Source organism: Pseudomonas sp. 203-8, from assembly GCF_020708595.1.
Taxonomy (GTDB): Bacteria; Pseudomonadota; Gammaproteobacteria; order Pseudomonadales; family Pseudomonadaceae; genus Pseudomonas; species Pseudomonas aeruginosa.
The window spans coordinates 150,201-163,054 of sequence record NZ_JAJFDF010000004.1; the positions used below are offsets into that span (position 1 = coordinate 150,201).

Annotated in this window: 12 protein-coding genes; 6 read left to right on the forward strand and 6 right to left on the reverse strand. The window is 65.6% G+C overall.

Annotated elements, in window-relative coordinates; translation table 11 throughout:
* Position 1 precedes the first annotated feature (1 nt).
* The gene (gene pelG / locus LJF27_RS10570; protein ID WP_003091283.1) at positions 2 to 1,372 is read left to right on the forward strand and encodes an exopolysaccharide Pel transporter PelG; all 1,371 of its coding nucleotides are present in this window, start codon (positions 2 to 4) and stop codon (positions 1,370 to 1,372) included.
* A 40-nt stretch (positions 1,373 to 1,412) separates the two neighbouring features.
* On the opposite strand, the gene LJF27_RS10575 is transcribed toward pelG, so the two are convergent.
* Positions 1,413 to 1,643: a hypothetical protein gene (locus LJF27_RS10575; protein WP_003091282.1), complete on the reverse strand. Its 231-nt coding sequence runs from the start codon at positions 1,641 to 1,643 to the stop codon at positions 1,413 to 1,415.
* A 125-nt stretch (positions 1,644 to 1,768) separates the two neighbouring features.
* Here LJF27_RS10575 and LJF27_RS10580 point away from each other — a divergent pair, with 125 nt between their 5' ends.
* Complete coding sequence (locus LJF27_RS10580) at positions 1,769 to 2,245, forward strand: helix-turn-helix domain-containing protein (protein WP_003143634.1); 477 nt, start codon at positions 1,769 to 1,771, stop codon at positions 2,243 to 2,245.
* A gap of 37 nt (positions 2,246 to 2,282) precedes the next feature.
* Positions 2,283 to 2,759, forward strand: coding sequence for a helix-turn-helix domain-containing protein (locus tag LJF27_RS10585; protein WP_014602705.1), 477 nt, complete (start codon positions 2,283 to 2,285; stop codon positions 2,757 to 2,759).
* Between the two features lie 116 nt (positions 2,760 to 2,875).
* On the opposite strand, the gene LJF27_RS10590 is transcribed toward LJF27_RS10585, so the two are convergent.
* From LJF27_RS10590 to LJF27_RS10600, 3 genes are all read right to left on the reverse strand, one after another.
* Positions 2,876 to 4,780, reverse strand: a complete 1,905-nt coding sequence (locus LJF27_RS10590) for a M14 family metallopeptidase (protein WP_003103223.1) — start codon at positions 4,778 to 4,780, stop codon at positions 2,876 to 2,878.
* 167 nt (positions 4,781 to 4,947) lie between these two features.
* On the reverse strand, positions 4,948 to 5,949 hold the full coding sequence (locus LJF27_RS10595; protein ID WP_015649155.1) for an alpha/beta fold hydrolase: 1,002 nt from the start codon (positions 5,947 to 5,949) through the stop codon (positions 4,948 to 4,950).
* Between the two features lie 71 nt (positions 5,950 to 6,020).
* On the reverse strand, positions 6,021 to 6,902 hold the full coding sequence (locus LJF27_RS10600; protein ID WP_003113960.1) for a DUF6685 family protein: 882 nt from the start codon (positions 6,900 to 6,902) through the stop codon (positions 6,021 to 6,023).
* Positions 6,903 to 7,054: 152 nt separating this feature from the next.
* On the opposite strand from LJF27_RS10600, the gene LJF27_RS10605 reads away from it, so the two are divergent.
* On the forward strand, positions 7,055 to 7,276 hold the full coding sequence (locus LJF27_RS10605) for a DUF2835 domain-containing protein (RefSeq protein WP_003103227.1): 222 nt from the start codon (positions 7,055 to 7,057) through the stop codon (positions 7,274 to 7,276).
* A gap of 56 nt (positions 7,277 to 7,332) precedes the next feature.
* Positions 7,333 to 8,361, forward strand: a complete 1,029-nt coding sequence (locus tag LJF27_RS10610; protein ID WP_003103236.1) for a quinone-dependent dihydroorotate dehydrogenase — start codon at positions 7,333 to 7,335, stop codon at positions 8,359 to 8,361.
* Positions 8,362 to 8,448: 87 nt separating this feature from the next.
* Here LJF27_RS10610 and rmf read toward each other — a convergent pair whose 3' ends face one another.
* Positions 8,449 to 8,661, reverse strand: coding sequence for a ribosome modulation factor (gene rmf, locus LJF27_RS10615; protein WP_003103238.1), 213 nt, complete (start codon positions 8,659 to 8,661; stop codon positions 8,449 to 8,451).
* A gap of 460 nt (positions 8,662 to 9,121) precedes the next feature.
* Here rmf and rlmKL point away from each other — a divergent pair, with 460 nt between their 5' ends.
* Positions 9,122 to 11,299 carry a bifunctional 23S rRNA (guanine(2069)-N(7))-methyltransferase RlmK/23S rRNA (guanine(2445)-N(2))-methyltransferase RlmL gene (gene rlmKL, locus LJF27_RS10620; RefSeq protein WP_003103239.1) on the forward strand — a complete coding sequence of 726 codons (2,178 nt, stop codon included), beginning with the start codon at positions 9,122 to 9,124 and terminating at the stop codon, positions 11,297 to 11,299.
* 69 nt (positions 11,300 to 11,368) lie between these two features.
* On the opposite strand, the gene dacB is transcribed toward rlmKL, so the two are convergent.
* A complete protein-coding gene (dacB, locus tag LJF27_RS10625; protein ID WP_003160657.1) occupies positions 11,369 to 12,799 on the reverse strand; it encodes a D-alanyl-D-alanine carboxypeptidase/D-alanyl-D-alanine endopeptidase in 1,431 nt (476 codons plus the stop codon).
* Positions 12,800 to 12,854 lie beyond the last annotated feature (55 nt).

Sequence of the window (12,854 nt, forward strand, 5' to 3'; positions counted from 1 at the left end):
CATGGCCGGCATCGGCTTCGAACTGCGGAAGATCCTTTCCCGCGATTCCTATACGGCGACCCTGCGCGCCTACCTCTACGCCGGGCTGATCAGCTCCGGTCCCTGGGTGCTGTCGATCGTCAGCGTGATGCTGATCGGCGTGCTGAGCCTCGGCGTGGTGGTGCCGGACGTGCTGGTCCGGCAGTTCCTGATCACGGTGACCTACCTGATGGCGCTGTCGCTGATCTTCACCGGGGGACTGCAACTGTTCTTCACCCGCTTCATTTCCGATCGCCTGTTCGAGCGCAAGCACGAGGCGATCCTGCCCAACCTGGTGGGCGTGCTGTTGCTGGTGACGTTGGCGGCGGGCCTGCTCTCGGCGATATTGCTGGCGACCCTGTTCGATGAGCCGTTCGCCTACCGCCTGCTGGTGATGGCCAACTTCGTGGTGCTCTGCAACCTGTGGCTGGTGATCATCTTCCTGTCGGGAATGAAGGCCTACAAACGCATCCTGCTGGTGATGTTCATCGGCTACGCGCTGATGGTCGCCTGTGCCTACCTGCTGCGTTTCATGCAGATGGACGGCCTGCTGCTGGCATTGCTGATCGGCCACGCCAGCCTGCTGTTCGTCTTCCTCTACGACATCCTCCGCGAGTACCCGGCCAGGCGCATGGTGGCCTTCGACTTCCTCGACCGCCGGCAGGTCTTCGTCAGCCTGCTGCTGACCGGCCTCTGCTACAACCTGGGGATCTGGATCGACAAGTTCATCTTCTGGTTCAACCCCTCCACCTCGGACCTGGTGATCGGCCCGCTGCGCGCCTCGATCCTCTACGACCTGCCGATCTTCCTCGCCTACCTGTCGATCATTCCCGGCATGGCGGTGTTCCTGGTGCGCATCGAGACCGACTTCGCCGAGTGGTACGAGCGGGTCTACGAGGCGATCCGCGGCGGAGAGACCCTGCAGCATATCGGCCTGCTCAAGGAGCAGATGATCCTCGCCATCCGCCAGGGCCTGCTGGAAATCTGCAAGGTGCAGGGGCTGGCGGTGGTCCTGCTGTTCCTGCTGGCGCCGCAACTGCTCGGCTGGCTGGGAATTTCCCGCTATTACCTGCCGCTGTTCTACATCGACCTGATCGGGGTGAGCATCCAGGTAGTGTTCATGGCCTTGCTCAACGTCTTCTTCTACCTGGACAAGCGCCGCATCGTCCTCGAACTCTGCGTGCTGTTCGTGATCGTCAACGGCGCCCTGACCTTCGTCAGCCTGCTGCTCGGGCCGAGCTTCTTCGGCTACGGCTTCACCCTGTCGCTGCTGGTCTGCGTGCTGGTCGGGCTGTACCGCCTGACCACCGCGCTGGACGACCTGGAGTACGAGACCTTCATGCTCAATCGCTGAGGGGTTTCGCCGGCGGCAGGGTCTTTCAGAAAGGGCCGATTCACCCGGTTGAATCGGCCCCTTTTTTTGCTTCCTCGATGCGTTTTTGCAGCTTCTGCATATCCACCAGGCGTTGCGTACCGAAGGTTCGCATCGGCAGGTCGCCGCTCTCTATCCAGGCGTAGAGCAGGTCCGGCCGGTCGCTGAGGCCGGTCAGGAAGGCGAAACGCATCAGGGTTATATAGCGGGGGCACTCGGCGAAACCCTCTTGGGGGAGTTCTTCCACTTTCATCAGGCGTCCTGCACCATGGTCCGATGTTGGAGGGGGACCCTCGGTCTAGAGGGCTTGGATTCATATTGATCTACTAACAGTTAGTGAATCAATATGCATAGGGAACCATCAGACGCGGACTACACATGGTAAAGAATCGACGTTTGTTCACTGCTGGCAAGCGCTTGCGCGCCCTGCGCGAGCTGATGGGCTTGAGCCGTCCGCAGTTCGCCGAGTTGGTGGGGATGACGGCCAAGCGCCTGGAGAACATCGAGAACGAGCTGCAGCGCATGCACGACGAGGACTTCGAGAAGGTCTGCGGAACCTTCCCGGAGTTCAGCGACTGGATCGCCTATGAAGGCAGCATCGAGCCGCAGTCGATCGCCTGGAAGGTCGCCGACTCGGCGCAGGCGGCCGCGGTCTACCTGGTGGAGCGCAACCCGGTGCTGCTTGAGCAGCACGGCATCGACATGCAGGCCTGGCGCGAACGCCACCGCGAGATACGCGAGGCGCTGCTGGCGGCGGAACAGGCGCCGGAGGCGGAGCCGGCGCCCCTGGAAGAGCCGCCGGAACCCAGGCGCCAGCGGAAGAGGAAAACGCCCGCGAGCGGCAAGGGCGACTGAGGCGCATCGCGCCAGAAACGAAGGGAAGTATCTGTACATGGTCTATGTAGTGAGGAAGCGCTGCCTGTTTCGCGCCGGCGAGCGCCTGTTCGGGTTGCGCGGGCTGACGGGGTTGAACCGACCGCAGTTTTCCGAGGTGGTCGGCATGGATCCCAAACGCCTTGAGAACATCGAGAGTGGCCGGCAGCGCATGCACGACGAGGATTTCGAGAAGGTCTGCGGGACCTTCCCGGAGTTCAGCGACTGGATCGCCTATGAAGGCAGCATCGAACCGCAGTCGATCGCCTGGAAGATCGCCGAGGCCGCCCAGGAAGCGGCGGTCTATCTGGTGGAGCGCAACCCCGAGCTGCTCGAACTCCACGGTCTCGACGTGCCGGCCTGGCGCGAGAGGCATCGGGAGATCCTCAAGAAGGTGCGCAAGCGGGAGTTGTCGCCGCCACCCGAAAAACCACCGAAACCCAGGCGCAAGCGCAAGCCGAGAAGCAACCTGCCCACACCCACCGACGGTACCTGAGACCGGCTCCCTCTCCCCAGCCCTCTCCCGCAAGCGGGAGAGGCAACGGGGCTCCCGAAGCCCAGCGGTAGGGCGGATAACGCGCAGCGTTATCCGCCGTCAGCCCCAGGTGGGCCTCAGAACACCACTCCTACCGGATAGACGAAGGCGTTCACGTCGTAGAACGGCGTGCGCTGGTAGAACCATTGCAGGCGCGCCTGCGGATCGGCGGCGAAGGCCTTGTCCTCGCGCAGGCGTTTGTCGAAGGCGGCCTTCAGCGCCGGGTCTTCCGCCAGCATCTTGCGCGCCATCGGCTCCATCACGTATTCCTCCGGCTCCTCGGCGGCCACCAGGGTGGAATTGAAGAAGCCCCAGGACCAGAAGGAATCCGGACTCTGCGGTTGCAGCAGGTCGATGGCCAGGACGCCCAGCGGCTGGGCGGTGTCGATCGACAGCGAGCCGGCCGGGAAGGTCTGCAGGCGCTGGAACGGCTTCGGCGTGCCGCTGACCAGCAGGCGACCTTCGTAGCCCGGAATCCGGTTGCCTTGCACGCGATCCGGTTCGAAGCCATCGGCGAGCTTGATGTCGTCCATGCGGTACAGGGTCACGGCGATTTCGGTCGGACGCTCCAGGGTGCTATAGCGGATGCCATGGGCCTTGATCCGGGCGATCACCTCGTGCCACTGCGCCGGGACGATGAAACGCTGGGGACGCGGCACCACCAGGTCGGGTACGCCGTTGTCGGTCACCGGTAGCTTCAGCGTCTTCGGCCGGTTGCTCCAGACGATGGTGCGGGCCCCGGTGACCGGCGATTGCTCGTAGCGGTAGTCGCCCACCACGAACGGCGTCTCGGCGGCCTCGCCTGGCTTCCAGGTGAGGATCACCTCCTTCTGCCGCAGCAGGCGCTCGCGGTCGCTGGCGATGGCCTGGCGCAGGCTGGCGGCCTGCTCGCCGATCACCTCGAACATCGCCTTGAGCATCACGTAGTTGCCCAGCACCTGGGTCTTGTACGGATGCAGGGCGTGTTGCTCGATGAGGATCGACGGCACGTTGCGGATGTCGCCGTACTGGTTGGAGAAGCGCGCCAGGTCGGTGCGGTAGGGGTAGTAGCCCTGGGTCGGATCCTGGTTGTCGTTCAGGCTGATGCATTCATGGACCATGTGCCCGAGGCTTTCCAGCGCCTGGTACACCGGCTTGCGCATGACCTGGTCCATCCAGGCGCTGCTCGCCGGTGACCAGCCGTTGCCGTTGTGGCAGTAGGAGCTGTCGTAGGGATACATGGCGCCGTCGGTGGAGTGGGTGTCGGCGAAGAAGCTCAGCTCGTAGTGGTTGAACACCCAGGCGACGTTGCGGATCTCCGCGCTGTCGAGCTTGGTGAAGTCGCGGTTGAGATTGAGATTGCGGCCGTTCACCCGCCAGCCGGTCTCCTGCGGGCCGTTCTGGTTGATCCGCCCGTAGGCGCTGCGGCGCAGGTCGCCGTCGACGTTGACCACCGGGATGAACAGCAGGTTGATCTTCTCCAGCAGCCCGGCGAGCGGGCGGTCGGCAGCGCTCATGTCGCGCAGCAGCATGAACATGGCGTCCTTGCCGTTGGCCTCGCCGGGATGGATCTCGGCTTCCACCAGCAAGGTCGGCTTGGCGGAGCGCTTCAGGCCGGCGGCGGACTTGTCGGCCTCGGTGGAGGCGGTCACCAGCAGCATCGGGTGACCCTCGGCGCTGCGCTCGGGCAACTCGCGCAGGGCGATGCGGCCGGAGGAGGCGGCTACCAGTTTCTCCAGGTAGGCGCGGGTCTCGCGGTAGTCGCTGGTGCGCTGGAAGTCGCTGCTCTCGGCCTGGGTGATCAAGGGGTCGCCGGGCTTGGCGAGGTAGCGCAGGCTGCCCAGCCTCTGCTCGAACATCGGTGGCAGGATGCGCTGGCGGGCCGCGGCCGGGTAGGCGCTGTCATCGATGTAGGCGGGCGCGTGGGGCAGCTCCGCGTGAGCGGGCAGGGCGCTCGCCAGCAGGACGCCGGCGAGTAGCGAACGGGGTAGGCAAGGGAACACGATGAACCTCCATGTGGATGGGAACGGCCGCGGCGTGGGCGGGCCTGCGCGACGCGAGCCACGCGTCGTCGCGCAGCCAGTGCAGTGAAACGCCGGCGGCAGGCATCGGTGTTGACGCCGGGCAAGGCGCGGCGAAGCCGATGGCGAGAGCGCCGCCGGTGGATGGTTCAGGGCTGGGTTTGCAGACCCTCCAGCAGTGCCTGGTGGAAGCGTTCCGGAGCCTGTATCTGCGGGGTATGGCCAAGGTCGGGGAATTCCACCAGGGTCGCCTGGGGAATCCGTCTGGCGGCGTCCTTGCCCAGTTGCGCGTAGTTGCCCAGCCTGGCTTTCAGTTCTGCCGGCGCGGCGTCCTTGCCGATGGCGGTGTTGTCTTTCTCGCCGATCAGCAGCAGGGTCGGCATCTGCAACCGGTCCAGTTCGTAGACCACCGGCTGGGTGAAGATCATGTCGTAGGTCAGCGCCGAGTTCCAGGCCACCGACTCGCGCCCCTTGCCGCGATACATGCCGGCCTGCATCTGTACCCAGCGATCGAACTCGGGGCGCCATTCGCCGGCGTAGTAGGTGGCTTGCTGGTATTGGCGAATGCCTTCGGCGCTGGTCTGCAAGTCGCGCCTGTACCAGTCGTCGACGCTGCGCCAGGGCACGCCCAGGGCCTTCCAGTCCTCCAGACCGATGGGGTTGACCAGCACCAGTCGTTCGACCTGCCGCGGATAGAGCAGGGCGTAGCGGGTAGCGAGCATGCCGCCCATGGAGTGGCCGATCACGCTGGCCCGGGCGACGCCGAGCTGTTCCATCAGGGCGTGGGTGTTGGCTGCCAGTTGCTGGAAGCTGTACTGGTAATGGGCCGGCTTGCTCGACTTGCAGAAACCGACCTGGTCGACGGCGATCACCCGGTAGCCGGCGTCGGCGAGCACGTCGATGGTGCGCTCCCAGGTCCCGGCGCAGAAATTCTTGCCGTGCATGAGCAGGATGGTGCGGCCGTTGGCTTTCTTCGGCGCGACGTCGAGGTAGGCCATGCTCAGCGGCTGGCCCTGGGAGGTGAAGTCCAGATAATGCACCGGATAGGCGTAGTCGAAGCCTTCCAGGCGTTCGCCGTAGACCGGCGCCTGGCTGGCCAGCGCCGGCCCGCAGGCGAGGGCGAGACAGAGGCTGAGGCGGGGTAGGGACATGCGATCGCTCCTGTGTGGGTCTGCTGGAGGATGCACGTCAGGGCGCGAGCTGGCCAGTCCTGGCCGGTTGCCTACAGTTGCTTCAGATACTTCACCACGTCTGCCGCGCCAGCCGCCCGCAGACCTTCGCCGAGGGCATCGGCGCGTTCGTCGTTGCGGGGCAGCAACAGGCACTCCGGGGTTTCCGGAGTGAACAGGGCGAGTCGCGCATAGGGCAGGCCGGTATCCAGCAGCAGGCTCATGAAGGTCGGCTCGGACCAGGCCTCGGTCGGAATCCGCAGCATGTGGTAGCGCTGTTCCAGTTCGTCCAGCGCGCCGGGCTCCAGTTCGTAGCGTTCCAGATGTGCCGGCAGCTTCAGTTCCAGTTCGCGGCGGCGGGCGTAGACGATCGCCGCGGCGAAGGCGCAGGCCTGGCGTTCGCCCGCCCAGAACAGGCGCTCGCCGTGCCAGGCGGCCTGGCGCAGGCGGATGCTGTCGCCGTTGGTGAAACGCGGCAGGGCCAGGCTCAGGGCCTTGACGAAATCCTTGTAGCTGATGATCCGTACGCCCCGGCAGACCTCGGCCGTGGCCAGGTCTTCCAGGCGTGGGCAAGGTGCCTGGACGAGGATCTCGCGGCTGCATACGCCTTCGATGGTCTTCAGGTCGACCGACTCCAGGGTGGAGTGGCTGACCCGCACCAGGCGCTTGAGGACCGCGTGGGCTTCCGCCTTGTCTTCCTGGACCGGGCCGGACAGCGCGCCGCGCGGCAGGTCGACCAGGGTGTGCAGGGGCGGTCCGGCCTGCCACCAGACGCTCGGCTCCGGCCGTCGCAATGGCTGGAACGGCAGCTCGAGGGCGGCCGCCCGTTCGCGCAGCTCCCGGCCATCGCTTCGCGCGGCACCCAGGCGCAGGCGGTTGGCGAGTGCGGAAAGGCGACCGGTGAAGGTGCTGTTGCTACGCGAGTTGGAACTCATGATCGACGGAGGGCTCCTCGGGCTCGGCGACCGACGCGGAAAGGGGTGGGAGGGGACGGCGACGGTCCGTCCATTGAAGCACAGGTTCGGGCGTGACATTCAACCGCGTGGTTTGTGGCAAGCTGTCGTGGTTCATTCAAGCGGGGGGCTCCATGCCCAGTCTCATCATGGATATCGCCCTGTCCGGCGAACGCCTGCAGGCCATCTACGGCGGCAGGGCCAATCGGGTCCTGCTGCGCAGCCGCGACGGTCGCCGGGTGAACCTGCCGGCCCATCACCTGCGTCCGTTCATCGGCCACGATGGCGTGCATGGCACGTTCCGCCTCGATTTCAGCGAGGATGGCCGCCTGCTGGCGCTGCAACGCCTCGCCTGAGCGGGCGCTCGACGGCTATAATCGGCACCCTTCATTCTGCCGACCGATACCCGACCATGTACACCCTGGCCCGCCAGCTGCTGTTCAAACTGTCCCCGGAAACCTCCCACGAACTGTCCATCGACCTGATCGGGGCCGGCGGCCGCCTGGGCCTGAACCGCCTGCTGACGCCCAAGCCGGCCAGTCTGCCGGTCTCTGTGCTGGGCCTGGAGTTTCCCAACCCGGTGGGGCTGGCCGCGGGCCTGGACAAGAACGGCGACGCCATCGACGGGTTCGGCCAGCTCGGTTTCGGCTTCATCGAGATCGGCACCGTCACTCCGCGACCGCAGCCGGGCAATCCCAGGCCGCGCCTGTTCCGCCTGCCGCAAGCCAACGCGATCATCAATCGCATGGGTTTCAACAACCACGGCGTCGACCACCTGCTGGCACGGGTGCGCGCGGCGAAGTATCGCGGCGTACTGGGGATCAACATCGGCAAGAACTTCGATACCCCGGTGGAGCGCGCGGTCGACGACTACCTGATCTGCCTGGACAAGGTCTACGCCGACGCCAGCTACGTCACCGTCAACGTCAGCTCGCCGAACACGCCCGGCCTGCGCAGCCTGCAGTTCGGCGATTCGCTCAAGCAACTGCTGGAGGCACTGCGCCAGCGCCAGGAAGCGCTGGCGCTGCGGCATGGCCGGCGGGTACCGCTGGCGATCAAGATCGCCCCGGACATGACCGACGAAGAGACCGCGCTGGTCGCCGCGGCGCTGGTCGAGGCGGGGATGGACGCGGTGATCGCGACCAATACCACTCTCGGCCGCGAAGGCGTGGAAGGCCTGCCGCATGGCGACGAGGCGGGTGGCCTGTCCGGCGCGCCGGTGCGGGAGAAGAGCACGCACACGGTGAAGGTGCTGGCCGGCGAGCTGGGCGGACGGCTGCCGATCATCGCCGCCGGCGGTATCACCGAGGGCGCGCACGCGGCGGAGAAGATCGCCGCCGGGGCGAGCCTGGTGCAGATCTATTCGGGTTTCATCTACAAGGGACCGGCGTTGATCCGCGAAGCGGTGGATGCCATCGCCGCTTTGCCGCGGCGGAATTGAAAAGGGCTCCTTGCGGAGCCCTTGGGCTTGCGCCCGCCGCCCGGATGGGGCGTGCCTTGGGGAAATCGGTGCTATCCGTGTTGTCGCTTACACGTGCTGGAGTTGATTGAGACGTTGTAAGCCGGCCGTGCCAGTGAGGCCGTCCCAGTTGTCGCCACGGCCCTCGCGCCAGCCGTTGAGCCAGGACTGCCGCGTCGTAGGATGGGTGAACGGACAAAGATCACGAGATTTACCGGTTATGCCGTTCTGATAACCACGCAAGAAGGCTCTTTCCAACGGATCACGCTTAAGTCTTCTCATAGGGTGTTGCCCTCACTTGTTGACTGTTATGTCCCGTTGGCCCCCAGGGGAGGCCTGGCGAAGCTTTCGCCGAAAGGGGTCGTTGCCGGCGTGACGACCCTCGCCCGACACCGTTGCGGTGGCGGATTAACTGGAGTTCTAACCAAAGCGTTCAGGCGTGTGAATGACCGATTTGTCATAAAGACTTAACGCTTTCGTCGATAGGGCCATATGTTGCAGGCTCATGACGCCTGGTTTCCGGCGCTAACGCCGTAGGGTCGCGGGGTTGCGCCTTATAACGTTTTGCACCCCCACCAATTGAGATTTCCTCGCATTCCGACGAAGGGTCGCCCAGACTGCGACTCGGGGTCGCAGCGAGCAACGCCGGGAGCGTTCCGGCAATCGAACCACGGCACCTGGTGCCAAAGAAGTGCCCATGAGGGTGCTTCCACTGACAAGGGCTACGGCCCGGGAAGGCGATATGGCTGATGTTTACGAATTGTTTCTGACCTGCCCGAAAGGCCTGGAAAGCCTGCTCCTCGAAGAGGCGCAGGGGCTCGGCCTGGACGAGGCGCGCGCCCAGGTGTCGGCGGTGCGCGGACAGGGCAGCCTGGAGGTGGCCTATCGCCTCTGCCTGTGGTCGCGCCTGGCCAACCGGGTCTTGCTGGTGCTGGCGCGATTCCCGGTGGAGAACGCCGAGTCCATGTACATGGCGGTCCACGCGGTGAACTGGGAAGACCACCTGGACGCCGGCGGCACGCTGGCGGTGGAGTTCAGCGGCAAGGGCTCGGGCATCGACAACACCCATTTCGGGGCGCTGAAGGTCAAGGATGCGATCGTCGACAACCTGCGCGAGCGCTCCGGCCGACGCCCGTCGGTGGACAAGGTCAATCCGGACGTGCGCGTCCACCTGCACCTCGACCGCGGCCAGGCGACCCTCTCCCTGGACCTCTCCGGGCATAGCCTGCACCAGCGCGGCTATCGTCTGCAGCAGGGCGCCGCGCCGCTGAAGGAGAACCTGGCGGCGGCGGTGTTGATCCGTGCCGGCTGGCCGAAGATCGCCGCCGAGGGCGGTGCCCTGGCCGACCCGATGTGCGGCGTCGGCACCTTCCTGGTCGAGGCGGCGCTGATGGCTGCCGATATCGCGCCGAACCTCAGGCGCGAGCGCTGGGGCTTCAGCAATTGGCTGGGTCACGTGCCGGCGCTGTGGCGCAAGCTCCACGAGGAAGCCCAGCAGCGCGCGGCGACCGGCCTGGCCAGGCCGCCGTTGTGGATTCGCGGCTACGAGGCCGACCCGCGCCTGATCCAGCCGGCGCGCAACAATATCGAGCGTGCCGGAGTGGCCGACTGGGTGAAGATCTACCAGGGCGAACTGGCGACTTTCGAGCCGCGCCCGGACAAGGGCCAGACCGGCCTGGTGATCTGCAACCCGCCCTATGGCGAGCGTCTCGGCGACGAAGCCAGCCTGCTGTATCTCTACCAGAACCTCGGCGAGCGCCTGCGCCAGAGCTGCATCGGCTGGAGCGCCGGGGTGTTTACCGGGGCGCCGGAACTGGGCAAGCGCATGGGCATCCGCAGCCATAAGCAATACGCGTTCTGGAACGGCGCGCTGGCCTGCAAGCTGCTGATGATCCAGGTCGAGCCGCGCCAGTTCGTCACCGGCGAGCGTGGCGAACGCAACGACGAAGGCCTGGCGCGGGCGCCGAGCGAGCCGGCACGGCTGAGCGAGGGCGGGCAGATGTTCGCCAATCGCCTGCAGAAGAACCTCCGGCAACTGGGCAAATGGGCGCGCCGCGACAAGATCGAGTGCTATCGCCTGTATGACGCCGACATGCCGGAGTATGCCCTGGCGGTGGATATCTACGGCGATTGGGTTCACGTCCAGGAGTACGCCGCGCCCAAGTCGATCGATCCGGCAAAAGCCCAGGCGCGCCTGTTCGACGCCCTGGCGGCGATTCCGCAGACCCTGGGCGTTGCCCAGGAGCGAGTGGTGGTCAAGCGCCGCGAGCGCCAGGCCGGCAAGAAGCAGTACGAACGGCAGAGCAGCGAGGGCAAGTTCCTCGAGGTGGGTGAGGGCGATGTGCGCCTGCTGGTGAACCTGACCGATTACCTGGATACCGGGCTGTTCCTCGATCACCGGCCGATGCGCCTGCGCATCCAGAAGGAGGCGGCCGGTAAGCGCTTCCTCAACCTGTTCTGCTATACCGCCACGGCCACCGTGCATGCGGCCAGGGGCGGCGCGCGCAGCACCACCAGCGTCGACCTGTCGAAGACCTACCTGGACTGGGCGCGCCGCAACCTGTCGCTCAACGGCTTTTCCGACAAGCAGCGCCTGGTGCACGGCGACGTGATGGAGTGGTTGCGGGAAGACGATGGCCAGTACGAACTGATCTTCATCGACCCGCCGACCTTCTCCAATTCCAAGCGCATGGAAGGCGTGTTCGACGTGCAGCGCGACCACGTCGAACTGCTCGACCTGGCCATGGCGCGGCTGGCGCCGGGCGGGGTGCTGTATTTCTCCAACAACTTCCGCAAGTTCGAACTGGACGAGAGCGTGCAGGCCCGCTATGCGGTCGAAGAGATCACTGGCGAAACCCTCGATCCGGATTTCGCGCGTAATCCGAAGATCCATCGGGCCTGGAGAATCACCGTTCGCTGAGGCGAGCGGCATTCATGCAAAAGGCCGCCGGCGGGCAACCGCTGGCGGCCTTTTTTTTCGTACTGCGCCTTATTTCCGCGCGTGCAGGCTCAGCAGTACCTGGTCGAGGATCGCCGAAGCGCCCCACGGCCGCGGGCTGTTGAGGATCGCCACCACCACCCAGTTGTGGCCGCTGGCGTCGCGGCTGAAGCCGGCGAGGGCGCGCACGGTGTTGAGGGTGCCGGTCTTCACGTGCGCCTCGCCGACCAGTGCGGTGCGCCGCAGGCGTTTGCGCATGGTGCCGTCGAGGCCGGCCAGCGGCAGCGAGGAGATGTACTCCGGTGCATAGGGGCTGTGCCAGGCGGCTTGCAGCATCGCCGCCATCTCACGGGCGCTGACCCGTTCCTGGCGCGACAGTCCCGAGCCGTTCTCCATCACCAGGCGCGGCGCGGTGATGCCCTTGCGCGCCAGCCACTGCCGCACCACCCGCTGCGCGGCCTGGGCGTCGTCGCCGTCGGCGCTGTTGCGGAACTGCGCGCCGATGGAGAGGAACAACTGCCGGGCCATGGTGTTGTTACTGTATTTGTTGATGTCGCGGATGATCTCGACCAGGTCTGGCGAGAAGGCCTTGGCGATCAGCGTGGCGTTGCGCGGTACGCTGCCCTGGCGGTCCTTGCCGAGGATGCTGCCGCCCAGTTCCTGCCAGATGCCGCGCACCGCGCCGGCGGTGTAGCCGGGGTGGTCGAGCAGCGACATGTAGGTCTGCGCGCTACAGCCCTGGGGAATCTGTCCGGTGGCCAGCAGGGTGGTGCCGTCGAACTGGGTCACCGGGCTGAAGCGCAGCTTCGGCCAGGCCGGGCAGGTGGCCGGCGCGGTCATCTTCACCTGGTTGTCGATGCGTACGTTGGCCAGCGGCGGGTCCATCTGCACGTTGACCTTGTTGCCGTCGGTGCGCACCACCATGCGCACGCTCTTCAGGTTGACCAGCAGCGAGTCCGGACCGACCAGGAACGGCTTGGTGTCGTCGCCGCCGTCGTCGTTGAATACCGGCAACTGCGGGATGTTGAAGTAGCTGCGGTCGAGTACCAGGTCACCTGTGACCTTGGTCACGCCATTGGCGCGCAGGTCGCGCATCAGCAGCCAGAGCTTCTCCATGTTCAGTTTCGGATCGCCGCCGCCCTTGAGGTAGAGGTTGCCGTTGAGCACTCCGTTCTTGAGCTGGCCGTCGGTGTAGAACTCGGTCTTCCACTGGTAGGTCGGGCCGAGCATTTCCAGGGCGGCATAGGTGGTGAACAGCTTCATGGTCGAGGCCGGGTTCACCGATACGTCGGCGTTGTAGTAGGTGGGGTTGCCCGGGCCGTCGAGCGGAATCAGCACCAGCGACAGATCGTTGCCGGTCAGCTTGTTGGTCTGCAGGGCTTTCTGCACGTTGGCCGGCAGGGTGGCGTTGACCTGGGCGAGGGTGGGAAGGGCGAAAGGCAGGAGCGTGGCGAAGGCAAGAGTACGCAGCGACTTGAACATTAATGAAGAACCCTTGAAGACGGAGGGTAGAAAATGAAATGAAGATGAAAAACGA